13 protein-coding genes are annotated in these 11,689 nt (G+C 41.7%); 11 read left to right on the top strand and 2 right to left on the bottom strand.

Features of this window, described 5'->3' with window-relative positions; translation table 11 throughout:
• Positions 1-175 precede the first annotated feature (175 nt).
• The 4 genes from GXP67_RS05625 to GXP67_RS05610 all read left to right on the top strand — a co-directional run bounded on the left by GXP67_RS05625 (position 176) and on the right by GXP67_RS05610 (position 3,291).
• The gene (locus tag GXP67_RS05625; RefSeq protein WP_162442251.1) at positions 176-820 is read left to right on the top strand and encodes a hypothetical protein; all 645 of its coding nucleotides are present in this window, start codon (positions 176-178) and stop codon (positions 818-820) included.
• A gap of 24 nt (positions 821-844) precedes the next feature.
• A complete protein-coding gene (locus GXP67_RS05620) occupies positions 845-1,633 on the top strand; it encodes an IS5 family transposase (protein WP_162442250.1) in 789 nt (262 codons plus the stop codon).
• A 21-nt stretch (positions 1,634-1,654) separates the two neighbouring features.
• Positions 1,655-2,725, top strand: a complete 1,071-nt coding sequence (gene xerA / locus GXP67_RS05615; protein WP_162442249.1) for a site-specific tyrosine recombinase/integron integrase — start codon at positions 1,655-1,657, stop codon at positions 2,723-2,725.
• Between the two features lie 176 nt (positions 2,726-2,901).
• The gene (locus GXP67_RS05610) at positions 2,902-3,291 is read left to right on the top strand and encodes a DUF7674 family protein (RefSeq protein WP_162442248.1); all 390 of its coding nucleotides are present in this window, start codon (positions 2,902-2,904) and stop codon (positions 3,289-3,291) included.
• A gap of 295 nt (positions 3,292-3,586) precedes the next feature.
• On the opposite strand, the gene GXP67_RS05605 is transcribed toward GXP67_RS05610, so the two are convergent.
• Positions 3,587-4,759, bottom strand: coding sequence for an IS91 family transposase (locus GXP67_RS05605; protein ID WP_162442238.1), 1,173 nt, complete (start codon positions 4,757-4,759; stop codon positions 3,587-3,589).
• Positions 4,756-5,670 (bottom strand): tyrosine-type recombinase/integrase, encoded by a 915-nt coding sequence (locus tag GXP67_RS05600; RefSeq protein ID WP_162441534.1) that lies wholly within the window; start codon positions 5,668-5,670, stop codon positions 4,756-4,758. Before GXP67_RS05600 ends, GXP67_RS05605 begins: the two co-directional genes overlap by 4 nt.
• A 205-nt stretch (positions 5,671-5,875) precedes the next feature.
• Here GXP67_RS05600 and GXP67_RS05595 point away from each other — a divergent pair, with 205 nt between their 5' ends.
• From GXP67_RS05595 to GXP67_RS05565, 7 genes are all read left to right on the top strand, one after another.
• The gene (locus GXP67_RS05595; RefSeq protein ID WP_162442247.1) at positions 5,876-7,144 is read left to right on the top strand and encodes an IS91 family transposase; all 1,269 of its coding nucleotides are present in this window, start codon (positions 5,876-5,878) and stop codon (positions 7,142-7,144) included.
• A gap of 433 nt (positions 7,145-7,577) precedes the next feature.
• The gene (locus GXP67_RS05590; protein ID WP_162442246.1) at positions 7,578-7,988 is read left to right on the top strand and encodes a DUF2569 family protein; all 411 of its coding nucleotides are present in this window, start codon (positions 7,578-7,580) and stop codon (positions 7,986-7,988) included.
• Positions 7,989-8,123: 135 nt separating this feature from the next.
• Entirely contained in the window at positions 8,124-8,519 is a 396-nt protein-coding gene (locus GXP67_RS05585) for a hypothetical protein (RefSeq protein WP_162442245.1), read from the top strand.
• A gap of 162 nt (positions 8,520-8,681) precedes the next feature.
• Complete coding sequence (locus GXP67_RS05580) at positions 8,682-8,861, top strand: hypothetical protein (protein ID WP_162442244.1); 180 nt, start codon at positions 8,682-8,684, stop codon at positions 8,859-8,861.
• On the top strand, positions 8,849-9,142 hold the full coding sequence (locus GXP67_RS05575; RefSeq protein ID WP_162442243.1) for a type II toxin-antitoxin system RelE/ParE family toxin: 294 nt from the start codon (positions 8,849-8,851) through the stop codon (positions 9,140-9,142). The genes GXP67_RS05580 and GXP67_RS05575 overlap by 13 nt, the downstream gene beginning before the upstream one ends.
• Positions 9,143-9,256: 114 nt before the next feature.
• Positions 9,257-9,751, top strand: coding sequence for a hypothetical protein (locus GXP67_RS05570; protein WP_162442242.1), 495 nt, complete (start codon positions 9,257-9,259; stop codon positions 9,749-9,751).
• Between the two features lie 571 nt (positions 9,752-10,322).
• Positions 10,323-11,369 (top strand): NHL repeat-containing protein, encoded by a 1,047-nt coding sequence (locus tag GXP67_RS05565; RefSeq protein WP_162442241.1) that lies wholly within the window; start codon positions 10,323-10,325, stop codon positions 11,367-11,369.
• Positions 11,370-11,689: the final 320 nt, after the last annotated feature.

Genomic DNA, 11,689 nt, shown 5'->3' with positions numbered 1-11,689 from the left:
GCTGACATTTTTACTCCCGGTTGCTTTTACTAAGAAAGCTAAACCTCCTGTAAGATGTATCCTCAGTCCTGTTGTGGCTAGATTACTTTCTTAGGCTGTGGAAGTATGTATGGAGGTAAGGAGTTGAGGTTATCCGCCCAAAAAGGGGAGATAATCACTACCTTTTCCTCTTTCTATGTCAAAGCCCATCCTGATTAAGAAAATAGAACAAGCAGGCAGCATCTATATTGGCGTAGACCTTCCGTATGATCCCTCCCAGATTGAGAAGATCAAACAAGTCGAAGGCAGAATGTGGAGCATTCCATTACGCTGCTGGCTGATTCCCTACACCAAAGAAAGCTATGCAAGGTTAAAAAGCCTATTTAATAATCTGCAGGTTCAAGTTACAGCAACTATCCAAGAGCAAGGGGCGGTAAATCATGCCTTTAACCCTTCTTTGCCTCATACACCTGAGCCTGCCCTTAGCAAGGTGAAAATGGCAATGACTCCTAAACGGATTCTGTTGCAATTACCCAAGAATGAGACTGATCTGGCTTTCATCCGCTCTTTACAATACGCCAGATGGGATAAGAATACCTTTAGCTGGTGTATTACCCCGACAGCCCAGAATGAAGGGTTGCTTAAACGTTTCTTTGGGGAAAGATTAGAACTGATTACCTTACCTTCACCTGGACTGGAAACAGAACAAGCTTCTGGGCAGGTTAGCCCTCCACCGGCTATTGAAAAGAATAAGCTACTGATTATACATTTTAGAAGGTGTTTGGAAATAGAAGAGAGGTTTTTTAGGATTTTGGAAAAAGACTATCAGCCGGTAACTTGAGTTTGCGAAACAAAAAGTTACTCCATGTATGAATTACATGAAAATCTGACTGATAGTCAATGGCAAGTTATTAAAAACATAGTAGATGATGGACGAAAGAGAAAAGTTTGTTTAAAGCGTGTAGTGGATGCCTGCCTGTGGCTGACCAGAACCGGAAGTCAGTGGCGGAATTTGTCTCAGACCCATTATCCTGTATGGCAAACGGTAGCTTATTATTTTTATAAGTGGCAACACAACGGAGTCTGGCAACAAGTGCGGGCGATGTTAGTGAAAAAGGAACGAGAAAGACAGGGACGACAAGCAGAGCCTTCCAGAGTGACTATTGATAGCCAAAGTGTTAAACAGTGTGGTTGCTTTTCTGAGCAGGTAGGTGTAGATGGTAATAAGAAAATAGATGGTAGGAAACGGCATTTGGCGGTTGATAACTTAGGACTTCCCTGGGCTGTTTATGTAGGAGCTGCTAATGAGTCTGATGCCGTAGCAGGCTTTGAATTATTACCACAACTCAAAAGCTGTAGACGGCTAAGTTTGATCTGTGCCGATGCAGCTTATAAAGGTGAGTTTGTCTCTTATGCTTATTATTATGGGTGGAAAGTAGACATCTCACAAAAGCCTCCTTCCAAGCAAGGATTTATTCCTCAAAAGGGAAGGTGGCAAGTGGAAAGATCTGGACCTGCTACGAGTGTGCATCGGCTCCATGCCTGGCTGAATCATTATCGAAGATTAGCTAAAGATTATGAAAGAACTCCTGCTTCTGCTGTCTGTTTTATAGAATTAGCTTTTATCAATATCATTTTATCAAAAATACCTTAACTTATTTCCAAACACCTTCTTATGAGAGGTAGAGTGAGGCTTTTGTTCCTTTATGAGCCTTCTTTGGTATCGTTGATCAAAACTTTTCCTTTTCCAAGATGGGATAAAGAAAACAAGTGGTGGAGTGTGGTTTCTACACCACTTGTTTTGGAACAACTCAAAGAGTTCTGTCAAAGCAAAAAGTGGAGCTTTGAAGAAAAACAAGACGAACGCAGATCCTTGAGAAAGCCTGCTAAAACTATACCCAAGGAACATTGGCGAGAAGTGCCAGAGTCGTTTCTTTCTAAGCTAACTTTACGGAGATACAGCTACAAGACGATCAAGGTTTATAAGAAACTATTCAGGGAATTCATTAATTACTATCCCACCAGGCCTATTGATGAGATCACCGAAGGGGAGATCCTAACCTATTTGCGTTATTTAGTAAGCGAAAGGGCGGTGTCTGGCTCCTATCAAAATCAAGCGATCAATGCTATTAAGTTTTACTATGAACAGGTATTAAATGGAAACCGCAGGTTTTACTATGTAGAAAGGCCTGCTAAAGAGAAAACCTTGCCGGTAGTTTTAAGTGAAGGGGAGGTGGTATTGTTACTCAAGAGTGTGGGCAATATCAAACATAAGTGTATTCTGATGCTGCTGTATTCTGCCGGCTTACGTATTGGAGAACTGCTTGAATTGCAGGTAGGGGATGTAGATATAGACAGAACGCAGATCCATGTGAAAGGGGCAAAAGGGAAAAAAGACCGGATGACGCTTTTGTCACCTAAAACGTTGCCATACTTGCAGGAGTATCTAGCCAGATATATGCCTGTAAAGTATTTTTTTGAAGGAGCCAATGGAGGCGCTTATTCAGAAAGTAGCTCAGGACAGATTCTGCGGGATGCTTTGTTAAGATCAGGAATAGATAAACCAGTTACGTTGCATACCTTACGGCATAGTTTTGCGACTCATCTGCTAGAAAGAGGCACCGATATCCGCTACATACAAACCTTGCTAGGGCATAACTCTGCTAAAACTACACAGCTGTATACCCATATTACCACGAAAGCCATGCGGGAAGTGAAAAGTCCTTTTGAACACTTGCAATTTTAGGAGTAATTTACGTATTTGTATTACCTGTTATGCCAGTTTTAGCACTACTTCTCTGTATAGTATACCTTATTCAACCATCCTTAGGTTACCAAAAATATACTTGCGTATATAGTAGAAATAACCTCAACTGTTAGTAAAAGATGTGGTTATACACATGTTGGCAGTAATTTAAGGTGATGAAGAAAGTATCAAAACAGACATTCGAAGAGTTTTATAACGGTTTAAAAAAAGACTTTTCAAAGATTGAAAGCTTACCAGTTTGGCAGGAGTGGAATTGGAGGAATAATAGTTATGAGCACTCAGTTATAATGTCTGAGATTGCTAGGGAAATGATTTCTTGGGCAAAAGAGGATAATTACGAAGATATTGGACGTCTGTTGAATCATATTGAGCAAGCTCTCAATAATGCAAAGTATGGTGTAGGAGCTATTATTGGTACAGGTTTCACTGTTACAATTATTGAAACAGAGGATAAGCAGACAAGAGAGAAAATTAAAGCATTGATGCAACCACGGACAGCGGAAGCGTACCGGATAAACTTGAGAGGATATAAAGAACCTAATTAAAAAGAACTACTGCCAACATATAAGGGTTCATGGGGTGGTCTTAACCCACCATGAACCCTGTGTTGCACGAAACCGGGTGGTTTAACCTGCCCTTATTTATGGGGAATCAATCAATAGAGAAGAAGCTTCTGGGTGAAGCGGTAGTACACTAAAAGAAGATAGTGTAAAAAAAGGAAGAGAAAAGATCTCACTATTTGTAAACTGAGCAGCCGTGTTGGCTCCAAGTAAGGTGACTATATTCCAACATGGGCAATAACTTTCCCGGCCAATTTTTTGAGTGGCTTTTTTATTCTACTCAGGCAGTTTTCAAGTGTAAAGCTATCGATAGCAGGTAAGCCCTATCAGGTGGGGAACGGGCTGCTTCAAAGCGCAAGATTTCTCTCATGCGGCCTTTGCTGCAGCAAGGACACAGGTCTATATCATAGCCTAAGCGTTCTTTGCAGATACTTTTCCAGTCCGACACTCTTTTTTCCGGCGTAGCTACTCTCAAATCTTGTCTGGCCAGTGCTAAATCATGGGCTTTTGCTTTGGAAGACAAAATGCCATAGTGGCGGATGCGGACAAACTTTGGTGGCAGAATGTGCAGGCTGAAACGCCTGATGAACTCAGTAGCCTCCAAACTCATGGTTTTCTTTGCTGCTTCTTGCCGGTAATCTTTGTAAGCGAAGCTCACCTTGCCATCCTCTATACTTTGGAGGCGGTGATTGGAGATAGCTACTTTGTGGGTGTAACGTCCCAGATATTCAATCACCTGAGCAGGACCTAAGAAAGGCCTTTTACAGTATACCACCCAGTCTTTGGCAAATAACTCTTTCCATAGCCCATTATCCACCTGTGCTTTATTAGCAGAAAGAAAGCTTCTCAGTAGTGAGACATAGCGAGCACGGAACACTTTACTGAGTGCTTTGACCGGGAAAAGATATTTACCTGTACTTCTGGCCTTTTTCCAGTGGCCACTCCCAGAGATCCCTCCACCCGGCACAATACAATGCAGATGTGGATGCAGTGAGAGGTTCTGTCCCCAGGTGTGCAGAATGGAGATCATACCTGTTTTAGCACCCAGATGCTTGGGATTATTGGCAAAGCTGTTGATCGTAGACCAGGCTGTCTTGAAGAGCAAAGCATAGAGTTCTTGGGGATACTGCAGGCACAATGGGTTAAGGGAGTGAGGCAAGGTGAAGACCACATGAAAGTAGCTGACCGGTAACAGGTCTGCCTCCCTTTGCATAATCCACTTTTCACGATTGGTAGTCTGACACTTAGGGCAGTGTCTGTTGCGGCAGCTGTTGTAGCTAATACGCAGGTAGCCACAACTATCACAGGCATCTATATGGCCGCCTAGTCTGGCAGTACGGCAATGCTCAATCGCCTTTAGGGTGGAGAACTTGTGAGCAGAGACTGCATGCGTGGCCATAAACTCATGTAAGTGAGCCGACAGTATATGGGCTAACTCTAGGGCAGGCTTCATGCCTCCTTTGTATAGAGGGTATCTAGAGGAGAGAAAGGAGCTTTTCTGCCAAGTCCTGCCATGTGCAGATATACAAGGGTAGTTTCCAGGAAGCTATGGCCTAAAAGTTCTTTGATGGAGACAATATCCAATCCATCTTCTAGCAGATGGGTGGCATAGGAATGGCGCAGGGTATGTACACAGATGCCTTTCTTTTTGATGCCCGCTTTACTAACTGCATCCTGCATGAGCCATTGCACGCCTTTGCGGCTGAGCTGCGAGCCATATTCCTTGCCATTGAAGAGGTAGTAGTGGGGTTTGCAGGCAGACAGGTAGGAGAGCAGTCCTCTTTTCATCAGCTGGGAGAGGGGTACATAGCGGTCTTTTCTTCCTTTGCTTTGGCGAATGTGGATCTGCATGCGGTCAAAATCTAAATCTGAGATCTCAAGCCGGCATACTTCCTGCATGCGAAGGCCTGCTGAATAGATTAAGGCCAGCAGCACCCGGTGCTTTAACAGACGGGGTGCTTTGAGCAGAGCTTTGACTTCCTGCTTACTGAGGACCGCTGGCAGTTTGTGTACTTTAGGGATGGAAGGTAGGCGGATAGCCCGGTCATCTCTGCCGGTAAGCCGGTAGAGCAGGCGCAGGCCATAGACAGCATGTTTGAAAGAGCTTTTAGAAGGCTTGTTCGTTTTCTTCTGCAGCATCCACAGGTAATCTCTGACCTGATCTTCGTCTAGTTCGGTAGGCAACTGATTGTAGTAGAGAGCAATCTGAGCCATGTGGCGGGAGTAGTTTTTTAACGTGCTCAGACTTCTGCCAGACAGGGAGATATCCCTTTCCAGCTTGTTGTAAAGGAGAGAAAATCCGCTTACCTTCAGGCAAGCCTGTTGGATAAAAGTAGGGTGGGTGTTAGTGTTTGGTGTTGACATAGTGGTAAGAGTTTGGTGAAACATACTCCTATAACTATTCCCACCTACCAACAGGCTACCGTAGGTTTAGTGCAACACTTAACCCTGCGGCAACCGCCTTATCCTCAGCGCAAGCCTAAGCATGTATCCCCGCCTGCGCTTATTTGCTATTCATTGGACAAAATCTGAAGATAAATTAAAAAGTGCCGAGTAAAACGCATCATTTGTGTGTCAATCTACCCTTGAAAAGGCCTCACCCCAAGCCTACCGCTATCAGAAGAAATACCATTTATCCGACATCTACCGCTTATATTTCAAAGATTATCTGCTTTCTAAAAGCAGGCACTTGTTTGTAGAAGAACGTCATTTAACAGCTGTTAATCAAACCTTGTGCTGCCGGACAGGCAAACTAGGCTATCATTTATTTAGATGTAGTGGCTGCCAAGCGCAGAAATATCTGTATCACTCCTGTAAACACCGCTTTTGTGGCAACTGTGGTTCGGCAGAAACCCAGCGCTGGGCAGAAGACCTGCAGGTAAAGCTTTTAGACATTGCCCATCATCATGTAGTTTTTACTTTGCCCGCCGCTCTACGCAAACTAGCCAGAGACAATGCCAAAGCTATCTATGATTTATTCTTCCGGGCCAGCAGCCAGGTGTTGTGCAACTACTTGAGCTATAAACATGGGCTGCATTGTGGGATCGTCAGCGTCTTGCACACAGCCGGCAGTGATCTCAAATACCACCCGCATCTGCATCTGATCGTCTCAGGTGGTGGGGTAAATCAGGCCACCGGCGAGCAGGTAGTACTGCCGGATAATTATCTTTGTAATAGTGCTCACCTGAAGAAACGGTTCCGGTGGCAGTTTGAAAAGGGACTCATAGAGCTGTATGAAAAAGGCAGCTTACGTCTCCCGGGCAGTCTCTGTTTGGGTAGAAGCTACTTTCTGTCTTTCTTAAAAAAGCTCAACAGCCAGGATTGGGTAGTGTCTGTACAGCCTGCCTTAGCTGATAAAAGTCATATTGTCAAGTATGTAGGCCGCTACACCAAGAGAGCCTGCCTGAGTGAGTACCGCATTGCTTCTATCCAGGCAGGCAGGATAAGCTTTATCTATAAAGATTACAAAAACAGTAAAACCGGGGAAAAGCCTAAAGAAGCGATGATGGTCTTGCCATACAGTGAGTTTCTAGACCGGCTATTGCAACATGTACCGGCCAAAAGTTTCCGTATGGTCCGCTACTATGGCTTGTATGCCACGCGTGTCAAAAGAAAGGAAGCTGCAGCACAACCGGCTACCCCTCTTCCCCAGCAGGTGGCAAGCATTGCTGAGCCCACCTTTTCAGACTTTGAAACCTATTGGCAAGAAGTGTATGGAGAAAAGGCTTTGAATTGTAGCACTTGTCAGGATTCACTTAAGTATATAGGTCAATATTTTAGTGGTATTCGGGTAAAGTGGCGCACCTTGTCAGTTGCAAGTAGTGATGATAGTTCTTGATTTAAGTCTTATGATGCCTTCCCTAAGGCTTTTCTCTTACGAGTATTCATTTTTGCCTGCTTTGATCAAAAGGCAGCCGGGTTTTTATTGCCCCAAGGTATTTTTGAACAGACAAAGGCTGAGAATAAACAATAAAAGAAGGCAGAAAAGAATAAAAAAATACTTCGATGCCCTCTTCTCACTCACTTATGGTGGCCTACGAGCAGCTAAAAAAATCATCGAAAAGAGCAGCAAAAGATTGAAAATTCCTTACCTGAAAGTTGCCTTCCCGGTACAAAAAGCTTACTTTTCCTCAAAGGGAGGGCATTAAAGAAAAATAATAAAAGACTTTGCCCAACAGCAGTTAAGCCGACAAGCGGGATGCTCCAGCGCAAGCCTAAGCATGTATCCCCGCCTGCGCTTATTTGCTATTCATTGCCTGCAATAATAAATTATGAAAGAATTAACCAGGAATGAATATCTAGATGGTAATGAAAAACCAGGCTATGGAGTTTGGCTAATCCTTCTTTTTATAAATATAGCTTGGGGAAGTTTTTCAGTATCTAAGGCAATTATCACATATTTTAATTCTATAGATAGTATAACTTTAAGCTACTATTTGATAATGATCGTGATTGGCATAGCAGCAACAGTATGTTTTTTAATGAGAAAAAGATATACGCCTACATTAATTATTGCCTTTCTTTCAATTAACCTTCTATACTTTGTTATAGGTGGTTTTTTTATCTGGCGATATGATGGAGGTATTGACTATTTTGGACTAATACGCATTATTGTTTTTTGTCTTTTAGCTATATCCTACTTGTTAATTTCAAAAAGAGTAAAAGAAGTGTTTACCAACTAAGAGTCGAAAAGATAAATAAAGCAGGCAACACCATATTTAATCGACAACTATGCCACCAGAGCGCAAAGTCCTAGCAAAGGCAATAGTTGCGTAAATATTTGCGTTGCCTGCAATAGAAATGATAGTACAAGATGAATGACTAGAATTTACCATACCAGCAAAATCAAAGAAATACCACCTTATGGAGCTTTTGAGGATGAGATCATCTTTCAAGTGCAGGATAATTCGGAAAGCTTTATCATGCGTAAATACGAATTTGACTGGCTAGCCGATAAGATGTTTGATAATTGGCAGCAAAAGAGAAATCCTTATATTCAAATTCTTAAGGAATGGAATGAGTGTATTGGATTTCAAGATGTAGAAGGGCAGGTTTCGCTCATAAAAGACGTAGCTGACACGATTGAAGCACTTAAGATGATAGAGCCATCAGAAGACCAGTCTTACAATGGGATAAATAAAGAAGATATTGAGCTATTACTTCTGTTCCTGGAACGGAATAAAGACAAGCCAATAGAAATAAGTGAAAGTTAAACTATGTGCAGGCAACACTTGCTTCATCCAATCAGCGGCCTATTCCAACCACAACCTGAACACAAAGGCTCGCCGATGGGAAGCCGTGGGCCGTTAGCAGTGATAAAGATTAGACAAAATAGAAGGATTTTCGTAAATTCGGATAAAACAGATAATGGACTAATGAAAAAAACACAAATATTAGAAACTATACAAGGTATGCCTGATGAATTTTCTGTAGATGAACTGATTGAAAGATTGATGGTTTTGTACAAAATTGAAGAAGGACAACGCCAAGTACAACAAGGGAAGATTTATACAGAGGAAGAGGCCAAGAAAAAATTAGAGAAATGGTTAAAGTAATATGGACTGAACAGGCTATAGATGACTTAACCAATATAGCGCAATACAGTAGTGGCTACTCTGAAAAATATGCATCTGCTATTGTGTCCAAACTTTTCAATAAAACTAATGTTTTAAAAACCATGCCTAGAATCGGTAGAATGGTGCCAGAGAGAAATAGTGAAACGATAAGAGAATTGATAGAAGGGAACTACCGAATAATTTACGAAATAAGCAGTGAAGACCGAATTGATGTCTTAACAGTCCACCATTCCTCAAAACCATTAGGGGACATAAAATGAAAAGATACCACTGCTAACATTAAACCTGCCGACAACCATGCTGCCAACACACAATGCTCCACCAACAGCAATGGTATGCGTAGGTTCATGCTCCATTGGGCACAATCATACTAAATGAAAAAAAATATAATAATCTTGATTCTATGCTTACCGATATTTGTCTATGGGCAGAAAAATCCAAAAGAAAATCCATTTCAAAAATATATAAGGTATGACAATAAGGGGAATTTACTTGAAAGTGTAGGCTTAAGTCCAGATGGAACTGTTTCAGTAAGATTTTTTAATGAATATGATTCCTTAAATAGATTAACAAGAACTTATCAAGTTGATGCGAAGACGAAAGAGAAGACATGGATTAATACTTATTCATACAATAACAAAGATGAGCTAATAAGAAGAAATTGGTATCCATCAGAAAAAATGATCTTATATCAATACGAGCAATATAGCTATGATAGTAATGGAAACAGAGTTGAGTTACTAAGGTACAATGATGATGCTGAATTAATATTTAGAGAAACATGGGAGTATAATTCAGCAGGCGAACTTCGAGTTCATAAAGAAGAATTTATCAAAAACGAATCATTTAGGATTATAGATAAAGGATAAGATACTGTGCCCAACACCACATAAAGCCGACAACTGTGCTGCTAAAGCTCAAAGCCACAGCTCACAGGCAGCAGTTGCGGTTATGTTTGGTACATTAGGCATAAGCATAATAGAAACGACTATGAGAAGATGTTTGTAGTATTGAAGCCAATAAAAAGAGTAAATTGACTAATAAGATAATCTAAATGAATATGGAAGCCATCATCAAAATAGCAGGAAGTATTATAGAAGCTATAGCAATGTTTTTGAATAGAAAGCATTCAAGTAGGACGATGAAAAAGACTCATTAAGTAAGTGTGCCTGTGAGATACGTGCGATTTTAAAAGATAAATGAAAAAGAGCCTATGCCTAACATTTGCTTCACCCGATCAGCGGCCTATTCCAACCACAACCTTAACACAAAGGCTCGCCGACGGGAAGCTGTAGGCCGTTCTGTGCAATAGAATCAGTAAAATTAATATGATTCTTTTGATAGCCCACTATCTATGATATAAGTTGCTTTGGCATGGTTTTGATTGTCTTTTTAATGATAGATTAAGAAATGGTAAAAAAATACGCAATACATCTACTTTTGGTACTAGGAGGGACTCTTTTAGGGATACAAGCTTGTCAAGACAAAGATATTCCTGAGCCGCCTGAAGCAATGTCTCAGGAGACTGGCACCGTAACTACTCTGGCGGGTAGTGGTCCTGGCTATAGAGATGATCAAGTGGCAAACGCCCAGTTTTATTTTCCCAATGCTCTGACAGTAGCTAGTGATGGCGTTATCTATGTAGCTGATACAGATAATAATCGGATTCGTAAGATAGCTCTAACTGGAGAAGTGACTACCCTGGCAGGTGGAGAGCAAGGCTATGCCGATGGAATAGGTAGCCAGGCCAAATTTGACTTACCCAGTGCTATTGCTGTAGCTGCCGACGGGAACCTGTATGTGACCGATGCCCATAATCACCGGATTCGAAAAATAACTCCTGCAGGAGAAGTAACTACGCTGGCAGGTAGCCAAAAAGGCTATGCTGATGGTGTGGGCGATCAAGCGCAATTTTGGGATCCTTGGGGAATTGTTGTCGATACACAAGGTAGTATATACGTATCAGACGCCGGGAATCACAAAATTAGAAAAATCACTGCATCCGGAGTAGTAACGACCTTCGTAGGAGGTGATGGGGGTTATGCTGATGGAAAGGGGAATCAAGCCCAATTTTATTACCCTGTTGGCCTAGCCATATCCACAGATGGCACCTTGTATATAGCTGATAGTGGGAATTATCGTGTTCGTAAGGCTACTACATCTGGCGCAGTAACAACATTTGCCGGTGGTGAAAAGGGATATATAGATGGTAAAGGTAGTAAAGCCAAATTTGCTTATCCACAGGGAATAGCTTTAACGCCTTCAGGAATACTATATGTTACTGATGCAGTTAATAACTCAATTCGCCGGATTTCATCTACAGGTATGGTTACGAGTTTATGTGGTTCTTATCAAGGAAAAAGTGATGGCACAGGCAGTCAAGCTAGCTTTGATGATCCAATGGGTATTTCCCTCGCTGTGGATGGCTCTCTTTATGTAGCTGATCGGGTAAATCATAGCATTCGCAAAATCACCGTGTCTGAATAACATAAAAGAAACAATAACTGCACAGAACACCCTGCTGAAACGACAACCCGCCCTACCTCACCGCAGAGCTAAACCGCAATGGGACGGGTTTGCGTCAGCAGTTGATGCGTTAGGTGCTAGTTAAAAAATATGAACAGACAAAAATATTCACTTAGCTCTTTATGCTTTATTATAACTGTCTTGAGTATAGTCGGTTACTTAATTAATGTTTATTATAATTGGGGCTATTACAAACAATACGATGGACCCCAAACGACTGAATATATTCTTGCTAAGAACTTAGAGGTAATACTTCGATACTCAATTGGGATATCCTTCAT

It is taken from the genome of Rhodocytophaga rosea, from assembly GCF_010119975.1.
Taxonomy (GTDB): Bacteria; Bacteroidota; Bacteroidia; order Cytophagales; family 172606-1; genus Rhodocytophaga; species Rhodocytophaga rosea.
This window is presented reverse-complemented; position numbering and strand designations above follow the sequence as displayed.

Excerpts from the sequence above, each read along its gene's own strand:
- GXP67_RS05610 (WP_162442248.1), top strand. The coding sequence starts at position 2,902 with ATGAAGAAAGTATCAAAACAGACATTCGAAGAGTTTTATAACGGTTTA.
- xerA (WP_162442249.1), top strand. The coding sequence starts at position 1,655 with ATGAGAGGTAGAGTGAGGCTTTTGTTCCTTTATGAGCCTTCTTTGGTA.
- GXP67_RS05605 (WP_162442238.1), bottom strand. The coding sequence starts at position 4,759 with ATGAAGCCTGCCCTAGAGTTAGCCCATATACTGTCGGCTCACTTACAT.
- GXP67_RS05625 (WP_162442251.1), top strand. The coding sequence starts at position 176 with ATGTCAAAGCCCATCCTGATTAAGAAAATAGAACAAGCAGGCAGCATC.
- GXP67_RS05570 (WP_162442242.1), top strand. The coding sequence starts at position 9,257 with ATGAAAAAAAATATAATAATCTTGATTCTATGCTTACCGATATTTGTC.
- GXP67_RS05600 (WP_162441534.1), bottom strand. The coding sequence starts at position 5,670 with ATGTCAACACCAAACACTAACACCCACCCTACTTTTATCCAACAGGCT.
- GXP67_RS05580 (WP_162442244.1), top strand. The coding sequence starts at position 8,682 with ATGAAAAAAACACAAATATTAGAAACTATACAAGGTATGCCTGATGAA.
- GXP67_RS05575 (WP_162442243.1), top strand. The coding sequence starts at position 8,849 with ATGGTTAAAGTAATATGGACTGAACAGGCTATAGATGACTTAACCAAT.
- GXP67_RS05590 (WP_162442246.1), top strand. The coding sequence starts at position 7,578 with ATGAAAGAATTAACCAGGAATGAATATCTAGATGGTAATGAAAAACCA.
- GXP67_RS05585 (WP_162442245.1), top strand. The coding sequence starts at position 8,124 with ATGACTAGAATTTACCATACCAGCAAAATCAAAGAAATACCACCTTAT.
- GXP67_RS05620 (WP_162442250.1), top strand. The coding sequence starts at position 845 with ATGTATGAATTACATGAAAATCTGACTGATAGTCAATGGCAAGTTATT.